Annotated in this window: 12 protein-coding genes; 7 read left to right on the forward strand and 5 right to left on the reverse strand. The window is 45.6% G+C overall.

The genetic code is table 11. The features are described 5' to 3' along the window. The first annotated feature begins 79 nt into the window (after positions 1 to 79). The 3 genes from Tfer_RS16355 (at position 80) to ylbJ (ending at position 3,030) form a co-directional block, all read left to right on the forward strand. Positions 80 to 274, forward strand: a complete 195-nt coding sequence (locus Tfer_RS16355) for a hypothetical protein (protein WP_152909067.1) — start codon at positions 80 to 82, stop codon at positions 272 to 274. 155 nt (positions 275 to 429) lie between these two features. Further along, positions 430 to 1,677, forward strand: coding sequence for a nucleotidyltransferase (locus tag Tfer_RS13495; RefSeq protein ID WP_052218858.1), 1,248 nt, complete (start codon positions 430 to 432; stop codon positions 1,675 to 1,677). A 60-nt stretch (positions 1,678 to 1,737) separates the two neighbouring features. Beyond that, positions 1,738 to 3,030: a sporulation integral membrane protein YlbJ gene (ylbJ, locus tag Tfer_RS13500; RefSeq protein WP_052218859.1), complete on the forward strand. Its 1,293-nt coding sequence runs from the start codon at positions 1,738 to 1,740 to the stop codon at positions 3,028 to 3,030. A gap of 483 nt (positions 3,031 to 3,513) precedes the next feature. Here ylbJ and Tfer_RS13505 read toward each other — a convergent pair whose 3' ends face one another. The 3 genes from Tfer_RS13505 to rsmD are packed head-to-tail and all read right to left on the reverse strand — an operon-like array spanning position 3,514 to position 5,095. Further along, positions 3,514 to 4,002, reverse strand: coding sequence for an ATP synthase subunit B family protein (locus tag Tfer_RS13505; RefSeq protein ID WP_052218860.1), 489 nt, complete (start codon positions 4,000 to 4,002; stop codon positions 3,514 to 3,516). Positions 4,003 to 4,026: 24 nt separating this feature from the next. Beyond that, the gene (gene coaD / locus Tfer_RS13510) at positions 4,027 to 4,506 is read right to left on the reverse strand and encodes a pantetheine-phosphate adenylyltransferase (RefSeq protein WP_013120935.1); all 480 of its coding nucleotides are present in this window, start codon (positions 4,504 to 4,506) and stop codon (positions 4,027 to 4,029) included. Between the two features lie 31 nt (positions 4,507 to 4,537). Next, positions 4,538 to 5,095: a 16S rRNA (guanine(966)-N(2))-methyltransferase RsmD gene (rsmD, locus tag Tfer_RS13515; RefSeq protein ID WP_013120936.1), complete on the reverse strand. Its 558-nt coding sequence runs from the start codon at positions 5,093 to 5,095 to the stop codon at positions 4,538 to 4,540. A 601-nt stretch (positions 5,096 to 5,696) separates the two neighbouring features. Between rsmD and Tfer_RS13520 the strand changes: the two genes are divergently transcribed. Both Tfer_RS13520 and Tfer_RS13525 read left to right on the forward strand, forming a co-directional pair. Next, the gene (locus tag Tfer_RS13520) at positions 5,697 to 6,662 is read left to right on the forward strand and encodes a glycosyltransferase (protein WP_242843601.1); all 966 of its coding nucleotides are present in this window, start codon (positions 5,697 to 5,699) and stop codon (positions 6,660 to 6,662) included. A 29-nt stretch (positions 6,663 to 6,691) separates the two neighbouring features. Continuing rightward, positions 6,692 to 8,002, forward strand: a complete 1,311-nt coding sequence (locus Tfer_RS13525; RefSeq protein WP_013120938.1) for a nucleotide sugar dehydrogenase — start codon at positions 6,692 to 6,694, stop codon at positions 8,000 to 8,002. 20 nt (positions 8,003 to 8,022) lie between these two features. Here the strand turns inward: Tfer_RS13525 and nhaA are convergent, their stop codons facing one another. Continuing rightward, a complete protein-coding gene (gene nhaA / locus Tfer_RS13530) occupies positions 8,023 to 9,261 on the reverse strand; it encodes a Na+/H+ antiporter NhaA (RefSeq protein WP_083436962.1) in 1,239 nt (412 codons plus the stop codon). A gap of 406 nt (positions 9,262 to 9,667) precedes the next feature. On the opposite strand from nhaA, the gene gpr reads away from it, so the two are divergent. Beyond that, positions 9,668 to 10,654 carry a GPR endopeptidase gene (gene gpr / locus Tfer_RS13535; protein WP_052218861.1) on the forward strand — a complete coding sequence of 329 codons (987 nt, stop codon included), beginning with the start codon at positions 9,668 to 9,670 and terminating at the stop codon, positions 10,652 to 10,654. A gap of 66 nt (positions 10,655 to 10,720) precedes the next feature. Here gpr and Tfer_RS13540 read toward each other — a convergent pair whose 3' ends face one another. Next, complete coding sequence (locus Tfer_RS13540; protein ID WP_013120941.1) at positions 10,721 to 10,942, reverse strand: alpha/beta-type small acid-soluble spore protein; 222 nt, start codon at positions 10,940 to 10,942, stop codon at positions 10,721 to 10,723. 429 nt (positions 10,943 to 11,371) lie between these two features. On the opposite strand from Tfer_RS13540, the gene Tfer_RS13545 reads away from it, so the two are divergent. After that, on the forward strand, positions 11,372 to 13,150 hold the full coding sequence (locus Tfer_RS13545) for an NADH-dependent [FeFe] hydrogenase, group A6 (RefSeq protein ID WP_013120942.1): 1,779 nt from the start codon (positions 11,372 to 11,374) through the stop codon (positions 13,148 to 13,150). Positions 13,151 to 13,207: the final 57 nt, after the last annotated feature.

Raw genomic sequence — 13,207 nt, forward strand, 5'->3', positions numbered from 1 at the left:
TGTTGGTAGGCGTTGTACGGTGAAACAACCATTGCTTTAAGGAAAACAGAAGACACCGCTATGGAGGTAAAACAATAAGTTGCGATTTGGTGGAGGGCGGATAGACAGTGTTAACGACAGTGAGGGCTTGAAATCGCTGTTTCCGGCACGGACGCCGGAAACCCGGCCACGAGTCACGGATGACGATTTGGCCGGGTTCAGCGATTTCAACCGAACGGAGTCTACACTGTCTCCGCCCGTAACCTCGGAGCAACGGTTGTTTTTACCTCCATAGCGGTTAGCGGACTTCCTGGCAAGGGTTTGCAGCACAAAGCCCCCAGGTAGCGGAGGCACCCTCCTGCCCTGCCGTTACTCTGGGCAAAATTTGAGGTTTATAGTATAATTGGTTTAAATCTTGACCGCATCAACCTGTAGGGAGGGTATTGCGCCATGCGGGTAGTAGGCCTCGTTACCGAATATAACCCTTTTCATAACGGCCACCTGTTCCATCTGACGAAGGCAAAAGAATTGGCCGAAGCTGAATACGCCCTTGCTGTTATGAGCGGACATTTCCTACAGCGGGGTGAACCGGCGCTGCTGGACAAATGGACCCGCGCCAGGATGGCTATAGCGGCAGGAGTCGACCTGGTACTGGAACTCCCGTATGTTTTTTCCAGCCGCAGCGCCAATGCCTTTGCTTGCGGAGCTGTAAGCATATTGCATGGTACGGGTATAGTCACCCATTTATGTTTTGGTAGTGAAGCAGGTAATATTGAACCGCTGGCCCAAATTGCCCGGCTTTACCTGCAGGAACCACCGGAGCTTAGCGCGTTGATTAAAAAGCAGTTGAAATCAGGATTGATCTTACCCCTGGCCCAGACAAAAGCCCTGGCCGAATATTTGCACAGAAATAATATGGTAGATCTGAAGCCGGAAATATTAAATAATCCCAACAATATTTTGGGCATCGAATACCTGCGCTGTTTAATGGCTCTAAACAGTCCCATCAAACCTTTAACAGTGCAAAGGATTGCTGCCGGGTATCACGACAGAAAATTCCGGGGCAGTTTTGCCAGCGCCACCGGCATTAGGGAGTTTTTGTTCACAAACCGGGATATTGACAGTTTAAAAGACGTAATGCCGTCAACATCGCTGAAGATTCTAAAGGAAGAATTAAGCAAGGGGTATGGTCCCGTTAGCTGGGAAAACTTTTTTCCAATTCTGTTATATTGCTTAAGAACAGCGGATCCTGCCTGGTTAACCAATATTCTCGATATAACTGAGGGGCTGGAAAACAGAGTTTTAAGTTTGTTGGGGGAAGCAGCCTCTTTCCGGTCACTGGTAGAAAAAATCAAAACAAAAAGGTATACCTGGACAAGGATTCAGAGGGTGTTAAACTATATCCTGATGGAATATACCAAAGAGGATGCAGCATATTTTGACGAAAAAGGTCCCCAGTATATTAGGGTCCTTGCTGTTTCCGAAAAAGGCAGGTTGCTGCTGGCAAAAATGCGAAAAAAAGCGGCCCTGCCCCTCATTACCAGAGTAGCTCCTGCTTACAAAAAGGGCACGGCCTTGATGAAACGCATGTTGGATTACGACATCAAATCTTCAGACATATATACCCTTGGTTACGGAAATGCTGCAAAATTTGTAAAGGGCAGGGATTTTGTAACGGGTCCAATAGTGGTAAAATAAAGGAATACTCCCGCGGGCGCCTTTATATAATGGTATTAGTTTAAGCGCCGAGGTGCTGCCATGATTGTTACCGCTTCTCTGGCTACCTGTATCACCCTGTTTTTCGCCAAATCTTTTACCAAATCGGAAATAAAAGCTCGCCAGTTCTCACGCTACTTTTGGACGGCCTGCGTTATCTTTTTTATCGCCAGCATGGTAACTTACCCCAAGGAGGTTTACGAAGCCTCCGTACGCGGGCTAAAGGCCTGGTGGGATATAGTTTTCCCTGCCCTGCTGCCCTTTTTCATCGGCGCCGAACTTTTGATGGGGTTTGGCCTTGTCAGGTTCATGGGAGTTCTTTTAGAGCCTGTTATGCGCCCTCTTTTTAATGTACCCGGCTCAGGTTCCCTGGTAACGGCTATCGGGTATACTTCCGGTTTCCCTATCAGTTCTTTTGTTACGGCTAAATTACGTAAAGAAGGGTTATGTACCAGGGGCGAAGCGGAGCGCCTCATGTCCTTCACCAACAACGCATCTCCCCTCTTCATGCTGGTAGCTGTATCCGTGGGTATGTTTAATAACCCTTCTTTGGGCATCCTATTAGCTACTACCCACTACCTGGCCAACCTTACCGTTGGTCTGGGGTTGCGCGCCTATTCCCGGAAAGAGCGGGAAACAACACCCTTCTATCCTTCTTCTGAACATCTTTTGAAAAGAGCCTTCCGGGAACTAAAAAAAGCCCAGGCCGAAGACACTCGCCCTTTCGGCAAACTCCTGGGAGACGCCATCGCCACCTCTGCAGACAAACTGCTCGTCATCGGGGGTTTCGTCATCATTTTTTCCATTCTTATCAGTGTCTTAAAAGAAATCGGCTTTATGGGGTTATTGATTTCTGCTCTGAACTTTTTGTTTTCGCCCTTCGGCATCCACCCGGCCGCTTCCGCAGCCCTGGCGCAAGGGTTATTTGAAATTACCCTTGGCTGTAAAGCAGCCAGTGAATCGGCGGCACCCTTCATTCAGCAGATTACCGTAACCAGCGCCATCCTGGCCTGGAGCGGCCTGTCGGTACATGCCCAGGTAGCGAGCATGGTCAGCGATACCGACATAAGAATGCTGCCCTTTCTCATAGCCCGGTTTTTCCATGCCCTTATTGCCGCCGCTTATACTTACATTGTCATCTCCACTAACCTTTTTCCCATACATCAGGTTCAGCCTTCTTTCAAGCCATTGGACGCTGCCCTCCCTGTTTCCTGGCTGGGAGTATTCTATTCATCTTTAAAGTGGGGAACATTCGCCCTGCTGTCCTTAATTATCGTAGGCATTGCCTTCTCTATCCTTCGCTCGGTAAGGCTCTATCGGTTCAAGTACAGGTGAGGCAATCGTTGCTCCGTAGCCATAGCTGCCGCTGGATGGTGCAATAACCGTTGTACCGTAGCCATAGCTGCCCGCAGCTTCGGCGCAACGGTTGTTGCACCGTTTGCCTCCGACCGGCGAATAGCAAATGTTACATAATAAAAAAATGGCTATACCTAGCCACTTTGCCTTGTTTTATTGACTTACGACAATCTTTTTTAATAAAAGTATATCCATTTCATGTTTGTCTAGGCCTGTCCACGGCTTCGTTCAATTTTACCTCTTGCTCTGTATTACGTGCTACTTGTTCATATAGAGTATCTAATTTTCGGTTTCCACATTACATACCTTGCCCCTAAAAAACATTATAGGGCCTTTAGAGCCAAAACTTCAGCAATAAAACGCAAAGGAACCAAGGTACGCTTGTTTACCAGAGAAGGCTGGGTAGATAAAAACAGCAACGGCTTAATTGGCTTTGGCTACCCTGTAAACAGCTTTGCTTGCCTAGGCGCTTTCCCTGGCCCCCTGTTCCTTTTCTGCCTGTTTCTGGGGCTGGGCCTGGAGTTCTGCCCGGCCAGACCTTACCTGCAGCAGGCTTTTTTCCAATATTTCCTCCACGTGTTTCAGCAGGTCATCAGAATACTGGTAAGCTCCTATCTTTATTTCCCTGGCTACCGCATTGGTTTGCTCTACGATTGCCTGGGCCTGTTCCTGTGCTTGCTTGACAATCTCATCCTGGCCGGCCATTTTGGCAATTTCCTCTTTCGCCTCTTTGATAATTCGCTGCGCTTCCAATTTAGCTTCTTCCAGAATTTTTTCGCGCTCTAACACTATTGCCTTGGCTTGCCGCATTTCTTCCGGCAGGGAGGTACGGATGTGGTCGATCATATCCAAAATCAACTCATCATCTACCAGCACCTTACCGACCAATGGAAGTTTTGTGCTTTCCTCGATAACTTCCTCCAACTCATTTAAAACGTCAAGGATATCCATCTTCTACTCCCCCTAAAGTATTATTTATCGGGTAAATTTTTCTCGTAAGCGTTTCTCTACAAAAGGCGGGACAAAATCCCGTACGCAACCGCCATAAGCCGCTAATTCCCTGACTACACTTGAGCTGAGAAATGAAAAGTTAGGCTGGGTCATAAGGAAAACTGTTTCAATGCCTGGCTTTAGTTTCTTATTTGTCAAAGCCATCTGAAATTCGTTTTCAAAGTCCGAGATTGCTCGCAGACCTCTGATTATGGCGTGGGCTCCTTTCCGTTCCGCATAATCGACAGTTAAACCATAAAAGGAATCAACCTCTACGTTTGCATAACCGTGTAACACAGTATTAAGCATGTCCACTCGTTCTTCTATGGTGAACAGAGGCTGCTTCCGCGAATTTTTCGAAACGGCAACGATAACTTTGTCAAAAAATCGTGAAGCCCTTTCAATAATGTCCATATGACCGTATGTAATAGGATCAAAACTTCCCGGATATATTCCTATTTTCACTCCCGACGCCTCCTCCAATGCTCGTCCACCGTCACCATTTCGTTACCCCGTAGAAATTCAAAGCAATATTACCATATTTTTCGGTCCTGTATTTCTGCAGGCGCAGGACTCTCTCAGGAAGCTGATCCAGGGTACTGCTTTCTACGACTACGATACCGTCAGGTTTTATCAAATCAAATCGGCATATATTTTCCAAAGTGGAACGTTCAAAGTACTGTAGATAAGGCGGGTCCGCAAAAATTATATCAAACTTTTTTTGCCTTTTACCAAGTAAAGATAACGCGCGTTGCACATCCTGCCGGTAGACTTCCCCAAAATCTGCTAACCCGGTATGTGCAAGATTCTCCAAAATAACTTTATATACACGGACATCCTTTTCAATAAAAACAGCTTCACTGGCTCCCCTACTGAGAGCTTCGATGCCAATGCTTCCTGTTCCTGCAAACAAATCCAAAAAAACTGAATTAATTACTTTTTCGCCCAGAATATTAAACAACGATTCTTTTACCCGGTCAGTCGTTGGCCTGGTATTCATCCCTCTAGGCGCCTTTAACTTACGTCCTTTGGCAATTCCGGTAATTACACGCAAAGAATCCTTTACACTCCCAAAATAGCAAATGTCAGAATAATATAAGATTATAACATAAATCTCCAAAAAAATCGAATTATTTATAACCAAAAATATCTGCTAAAGCCCGTATAAAAAGCCAAAATTTTGTTAAACTACAAATAAATACTCATGTAAACCTGGAGGCAGGAGCTTCCCTCCCCCATTAGCAGCTCTTCCTCCGGTTTCTCCTCTCCCACCCACCGGAACGGTAAAAATGCTTCCGGTGGGTTAATTAATGAGTTCATCACTTTTGTACATTTTTTCACAAATTTCTCGGTAATCCCCTTTACAGGGCACTCAAGATGTAATATTATAGAGTAGATGAATTTTGACGATAACCAATTATGCCTGTTTTGGAGGGAACAACTCCTTGGCCTCGACAGAAATCAACAATCGACATATTATATGTATCTCATCCGTGGACTGGGATCCACTTTGGACCCGCAAACAGCAGGTAATGTCGAGATTACCTGAAAGTAATACTATTCTATACGTCGAGCCCCCAATAACTTTATTATCCCCTTTTAAAGACCCTTCCATGTGGTCCAAATGGCGGGCTTGGTTTAAGGGTATCCGACCTTTGCCGGCACAAAAAAATATTTTTCTTTATTCTCCACCTGTGACCCTTCCTTTTGGGAACAAGTCCAGGTTGATTAACCGGATTAACCAGTGGTGGATTTCTTTATTTTTAAAAAGAGTCATTTCTAAGCTGCGGATCAGAAATCCCATTCTCTGGACCTATATGCCCAATACGGCTGATTTATTAAATTACATAGAGCATGACCTCCTCGTTTACGACTGCGTAGACGAACATTCAGAGTACACCGGTCTTATTAATAAACAGGTTATGATTGATATGGAACGAGACCTGATGGCCGAGTGCGACATCGTATTTGTAACTGCCCCAGGCCTTTATGAGGATAAAAAGGCCTTTGCCAAAAACATTTACTATTTGCCGAATGCTGCGAATGTAGAGCATTTCAATAAAGCCCTGGCGCCGGAAACAAAAATACCGCCGGACATCCGGAATATCCCCAAACCGATAGTGGGTTTTGTGGGTGTTATCCAGGACTGGATAGACCTGGATCTGATAAAGGCCATAGCCGTAAGATATCCCGAGTGGTCTGTAGTGTTGGTTGGCCCTGTTGGCGTAGGGGTCGATATTTCAGGCTTAGCTGCCCTGCCGAATGTTTATCTGCTGGGGCGTAAAGACATCAAAGATTTACCGGGATACCTAAAAGCCTTCGATTTATGTATCAACCCATTTAAATTAAACGCATTAACAGACAAAGTCAGCCCGCTGAAATTTTATGAATACCTTGCTTCCGGCAAACCCATTGTCTCCGTGGATATGCCAGGGGTTCGTGAATTTTCTGATATAATCTACATAGCCCATAACAAAGAGGAATTTGTTGACTTTGTAAAAATGGCTATAAATACAGAAGATGAAGGTAAACAAAAGAAAAGGCTGGCCGCGGCAGCCCGGAATTCATGGGAAAGCCGCGTCAGGTTTATGATGGAGAAAATTAACCTTTGTTTTAAATAATTTCCTAATCTTTAAAAGGAGGAATTGTCGTGTCCAACAGTTCTAAAAATGTGAAGGTGGCAATTTTCGGATTGGGTTTTGTGGGCCTCCCTCTGGCGCTAAGCTATGCCCTTAGAGGCTGCGAGGTTATCGGCGTCGACGTAGACCCACACCTGGTTGACCAGCTCAACAACGGTATTACACATCATCTGGAAAAATACCACGATATACCAATTCAGCAAGTACTGAAGGATATGCTTGCTGCCAAAAGGTTCAGCGCCACTTTGGATGCCGGGCATGCCCTGAAAGAATGCAATAACTTTATTTTGACCATTGGCATCCCCGTAACAGATAAAGGCCATGATTTCAGTCACGTGGAATCCTGTTCACGCGCTGTTGCATCCGGCCTGAAACCCGGCGACCTGGTTATTGTTCGCAGCACCCTCATTCCGGGAATGACCCGTAATTTCGTAAAACCCATTTTGGAAGAATCAGGTCTCAAGGCCGGGGAAGACTTCTATTTGGCCTATTCCTCAGAACGAATTGCCGAAGGCAAGGCCTTTGACGAGTTTGAAAACATGCCTACTCTGGTTAGCGGTATCAACGAAGCCAGCTTACAAAAAGCCATGGAATTGATGAGTATAGTAACCAAGGCAGAACTGGTGCCGGCAAGTTCTTTCGAAGTAGTTGAATCAGCCAAAGTTATGGAAAACATCTCCCGTGATGTCAACATTGCCATGGTTAACGAGTTTGCGCGCTTTACCAAGGCCCTGGGCATTGATATCTTTGAAGTGATTAAAGTTGCCAATACCCATAAACGGGTAAAGCTATTAATTCCGGGCCCCGGTGTGGGAGGTTATTGTATTCCCAACGCCCTTCATTACCTGGCGCCAAAAGCTGACGAGTTAGGCGTACCTTTGAAGCTTCTCAGAACCGCCAGAAAAATAAATGAGGAAGTTCCGGCTTTTGTGGCCAGTCTGGTAACAAAAAACCTGCCTGTACCACCCAGTAAGGCCAAAGTGGCAGCCCTGGGTATCGCCATGAAGGATTATTCCAGCGACGACAGGCAAAGCCCGGCCCTTGACGTAATTAAGATACTGCTCAATTCCGGCATAAAAGTTGCTGCTTTTGACCCCGCTGTACCGTCAAAACATGCTTTTCAGGTGGATTCCCTGGAAGCTGCCGTCAAGGATGCCCATGGTATCATCGTACTGGCCAAACAAAACGGCATCGGATACAATAACTTTAAGCTCTTCAACGAGCTGATGAGTAAAGTGGGCACACCCTTTATAGTCGATACGAAAAACCTGTATAACCGCGACGAAGTTGAGGCCGCCGGCTTCAAATTAGAATCCTTATAGACCAAAAACTTCACCGGCTGTTAAACCGGTGAAGTTTTTTTATTTGGAAGCTCCCGACCTGCCAGCCGCAGAAAGATCATGCCTGCGGTTGCCGAAACGGCCGAACCGGTAATAATAGCTATTTTTGCTGTTGATAATAAATCCGGATTGATAAAAGCCAGGCTGGCAATGAAGAGGGACATGGTAAACCCAATACCGCCGAGAATACCCGCACCGTATATATGACGCCAATGTACATCCCTTGGCAAAACAGCCAGTTTGGCCTTGACCATTATGTACGAGAAACCGGCAATGCCAATCTGCTTACCCAAAAACAAACCCAGGATAATACCTAGGAAAACAGATGTTTTCAGTTGGCTTGCCAAATTACCCAAGTTAATCTCAACCCCTGCGTTAGCTAAAGCAAAAACCGGCATGATTAAATAAGTTACCCAAGGATGCAGAGAATGCTCCAGTTTATGCAGGACCGAGGCTTCCTGCGAATCAGATTCCACCGGAATAAGCATGCCCAAAATCACCCCGGCAATGGTAGCATGTATCCCGGACTTCAGTATCGCCAGCCAAAAGACTCCGCCTAAGATCAGGTAAAAAGATATTTTCTGCACTTTTAATTTGCACCCAATAAATAAAATCAGCGCTACAATCAAAGCTGCCGCCAAAGCCTTTACAGATATATGGGCTGTATAAAATAAGGCTATGACCAGGACCGCACCTATGTCGTCGACTATAGCCAGCGCGGTAAGAAACAACGCCAAATTCCGGGGAACGGATCTACCGACAAGAGAAATGCAACCTAAAGCAAAAGCGATGTCAGTGGCCATGGGAATTCCCCAGCCAGATATTGCATCACTGCCGGCGTTAAACCAAGTAAAAATTAAGGCGGGTACCACCATACCCCCAACAGCCGCCCCTACCGGTAAAGCAGCTTTTCGTATGGAACTTAGTTCCCCGGCCACAATCTCCCGCTTAATTTCCAGACCTACCACCAAGAAAAATATTGCCATCAACCCGTCATTGATCCACAGAATTAACGGTTTTGACAGGGCAAGGCCATCAAAACCTATCGTAAATTTGGCTCCAAAAAGAGCATCATAAATCGGCTTCCAGGGTGAGTTGGCCCAGATCAAAGCAGCGACAGTGGCTATTAACAGAAGGATACCACCAGATGACTCCATTTTAAAAAATTCTTCAAACGGCCGGATAGCTTTGGCGGAAATAATTCTGATTGCTTTTATACCCTTTTTTGCTTTCCTGATCACGCAAATCCCTCCAAAAAGCAATTTTAAAATGAACAAAAGTCTCTATACGGAACTTAAAGGAAACTTTTATTGATATCCGGAAATCATGCTTTGAGGTTATCCACAATTTTACCTCAAAGCATAATTCCCTAGATATTAAAAAAGAGTAGTCTGAAAAAGACTACTCCCCCCTAGAAGTCGATTCCTTGCATCCCGGCTGCCGTAGATCAGCGGTCCTTGGCCCCACTGTATCCTAAGGCCCTTGGGCTTTAGCGCCCCCAGCTTTCACTGGGTTTACATCAACACTGAGAACATATGTTTTTTTTACAATCTTTATTTTACTAAAATTCGCCCTTCCTGTCAAACAAGTGTATAAATTGAGCTTAATTGGACATCTTATTTTTTAGTCAGGTAAAAGGAGGCTACCATGAAAAGGAGCGAATTCTTAAAAAGATTTGGCATTAAGCTTGATATGGCCGTGGAAGCCCATGATCTCATCAGAGGCGAAACAGGTCGGGAAATTCCCGGCGTAAAAATGGATAAACAAACCTTTTCCCAGGGGGAAATTACTGTTATTAACATCATGGAACCCTTGGGAGCCCAGATTATGGGTAAGCCAATCGGTACATACATTACTATAGATGCACCGGTTATCCGTGAAAACAACAAGCTTGCCCATAAAGAGGTTACCGCTAAGCTGGCCGAACAATTAGGTAGCATTTTAAACCTCAAACCGGAGGACAGCGCCCTCCTGGTAGGATTAGGAAACTGGAACGCAACACCTGATGCACTGGGTCCTAGGGTTATTCATTATAGCCTGGCTACCAGGCACCTGCGCAAATACGGACCACAAGAGATATTTGGCGTTCTCCGCCCGGTAAGCGCCCTGGCTCCGGGAGTACTAGGAATAACCGGGATAGAAACTGCGGAGATTATCAAAGGGGTTGTGGACAGAGTTCAGCCTAACCTGGTTATAGCTATTGATGCACTCGCAGCGCAAAGTGTAGAGAGAATCGGGACATCTATTCAGATAGCCAATACGGGCATCAACCCCGGCTCCGGTGTAGGCAATATCCGAGCCGGTATAACCCAGGAATTCTTGGGAGTACCCGTCATCGCTATCGGTGTGCCCACCGTAGTAAACGCTGCTACGATAGCACAAAGCGTATTGGACCAATTTATGCAACAAATAAACCAAAATCCGGTACTGGCGAAAACTGTGGCTAATTTAAACCCGATCAGTGTCGATCAAGCTATTAAAAACGTTCTGCAGCCATATCAGGAAAACTTAATGGTAACACCAAAAGAAATTGATGATCTGATTAATAACATCGGAAAGATAATTGCCGCCGGTATCGGTCATGCGCTGCATCCTTCTGTCGCTCCTGAAGACCTGGAAATGCTCGTACACTAAAAAATCTGGCACAAGTCAATGCATAAAACAGACGGGCTAAAAGCCCGTCTCGGTAATTACTTTAGCTTACTGCTGCTTACCTGCCAAAGACTGCTCGTAAGCAGTGATCATTTGTCTAACCATGTTACCACCAACGGCACCACAGTCCCTGGAGGAAATATGGCCCCAGTATCCGCCCTGGATCTGGTTTTGAACGCCTACCTGGGCAGCTATTTCATATTTGAACTGTTCCATAGCCTTTTGAGCTTGAGGTACTATCAAGCGGTTACTCTTTTGACCGGCTCCCATTTAAGTCACCTCCTTTTTGTTTGTCTGGTTCTAGTATAAGCTTGTATCAATACCCTTATACTAGAATGATTTACTTGGCCTGTTGTTAATTTCCATAGTGGTTATTTATATCGATTAGATATCATATCCTGATTTTGATTTAAAACGTTTCCTTATCAACAGTTTTTCAAGTAGGGAGCACTCAGACCCAGAGAGTTTTTTAATATTTCCTGTCAATATTTCCTGCTTTTTTTAATTGTTTTTTAACATCAATAATTTTCTTCATCCTCACCTCCTTACTTTTATTTTCAACTTTAATAACAAAACTATGCTCTACAATTATTAGGTAAATTTTCAGGATTTGTGATTCAATTTCTTTTTCAATAATTTGACGTTTTTGCGGGAATAATACCGGTGAATGTTAATAAAATAAGGAAGTGATTTCGGGATTTGATTACACTATCTATTGACGGTCAAAAAGTAGAAGTTGAACCAGGCACTTCAATTTTGGAAGCAGCCCGTTTAAATGGAATTTACATCCCCACCCTCTGTTATCTGAAAGAGTTAAATGAAATCGGGGCCTGCAGGGTTTGCCTGGTGGAAATAAAAGGCGCCCGAACACTACAACCGTCCTGTACTTATCCTGTAGCGCAGGGTATGGAAGTTTTTACTCATTCACCGAGGGTAATTAAGGCCCGCAAGCTGGTTCTGGAATTATACCTGTCCAACCATCCTTTTGAATGCCTTACATGCGTAAGAAATCAGCGCTGCGAATTACAGTCCCTGGCTGAACGTTACCATGTGCGGCATTTAAAAGTGCATGGAGAATTAAAACGCTATCCTATCGATGACCAGTCACCGGCCATGGTGCGCGAGCCGTCCAAATGTGTCGTCTGCCGCCGCTGCATCAGGGTGTGTAAAGATGTGCAGGAAATTGGCATATACCAGTTGGTCGAGCGGGGATTTGATACAGTTGCCTCACCGGCTTTTAAGAAAAGCCTGGCAGAAACCCCTTGCATTTACTGTGGCCAGTGCTTACAGCTTTGCCCGACTGCAGCTATTCACGAAAAAGAGGACTTGGAAGCTGTCTGGCGGGCCCTGGCTGATCCTGAGAAACATGTGGTTATCCAGACAGCGCCCTCAATCAGAGGCACCCTTGGCGAAGGCTTCGGCATGCCGGCAGGCTCCTTGGTAACAGGAAAAATGGTAGCAGCTTTAAAGAAACTTGGCTTTGCCAAGGTCTTTGATGATTGTTTCGGAGCGGACATAGTTTGTATTGAAGAAGGAGCAGAACTTATTCACCGTCTGGAAAACGGCGGCCCGCTGCCGCAGTTTACCTCCTGCTGTCCCGGGTGGCTGCGCTTTGCCCTGTTGTTTTATCCCGAATTAATTCCACACATATCCAGCGTGAAATCACCTCAGCAGGTTTTTGGCGCCCTGTTGAAAACCTATTACGCTAAGCAAAGCGGCATCGACCCGAAAAAAATATTCAGCGTATCTGTCATGCCATGTGTGGCTAAAAAATGGGAACGGCAAAGAAAGATAGGGACTCATGACAGCGGGTATCAGGATGTAGATGTGGTACTAACCACACGGGAACTTATTCAGATGCTGCGCAGTGCCGGAATCAACCTTGCCGAGTTGCCTGATGAGGAATTTGACAACCCAATGGGCTATGCATCCGGCGCAGGCATCGTTTTTGGTTCGGGCGGTGGAGTATTAGAAGGTGTAATGCGGACCGTTTACGAAAAAATGACAGGCAAAAAGCTGCAAACACCAGCCTTTAAAGAAGTGCGGACTTTGGAAAAAATTCGAGAGGCAGAAATTGACATAGGAGGTAGATTATTGAAATGCGCCACTGTGCGGACAACCGGGGAAACACGCCGTTTAATTGATAAACTAAAACGCGGGGAAGCACACTATGATTTTGTTGAAGTCATGGCCTGCCCCGGCGGCTGCGTCGGCGGCGGAGGGCAGCCCGTATACCCCGGCCTGGACCAATGGGACCAACAACTGAAACAACGTTACAAGAGGGCTGATGCTCTCTTTGAACAGGATAACTTAAAAAAATACAGGACAGCCCATGATAACCCGTGGATTAAAAAATTATACGAAGAATTCCTCGGTGAACCCCACGGTGAAATGTCCAAAAAACTTATTCATACATCTTATACAGAAATACCTCTGTACAATCTGGAAGGCACCGCTTCCAGTGTAGACCAAGGGTGAGGGCTGTATCACGTTTTTCCGAGATTTGGGCCAGCAACGGTTTACCAGGTTTAAACA

This window comes from Thermincola ferriacetica (assembly GCF_001263415.1).
GTDB classification, from domain to species: domain Bacteria; phylum Bacillota; class Thermincolia; order Thermincolales; family Thermincolaceae; genus Thermincola; species Thermincola ferriacetica.

Excerpts from the sequence above, each read along its gene's own strand:
- Tfer_RS13540 (WP_013120941.1), bottom strand. The coding sequence starts at position 10,942 with ATGGGAGCCGGTCAAAAGAGTAACCGCTTGATAGTACCTCAAGCTCAA.
- Tfer_RS13495 (WP_052218858.1), top strand. The coding sequence starts at position 430 with ATGCGGGTAGTAGGCCTCGTTACCGAATATAACCCTTTTCATAACGGC.
- ylbJ (WP_052218859.1), top strand. The coding sequence starts at position 1,738 with ATGATTGTTACCGCTTCTCTGGCTACCTGTATCACCCTGTTTTTCGCC.
- Tfer_RS13505 (WP_052218860.1), bottom strand. The coding sequence starts at position 4,002 with ATGGATATCCTTGACGTTTTAAATGAGTTGGAGGAAGTTATCGAGGAA.
- gpr (WP_052218861.1), top strand. The coding sequence starts at position 9,668 with ATGAAAAGGAGCGAATTCTTAAAAAGATTTGGCATTAAGCTTGATATG.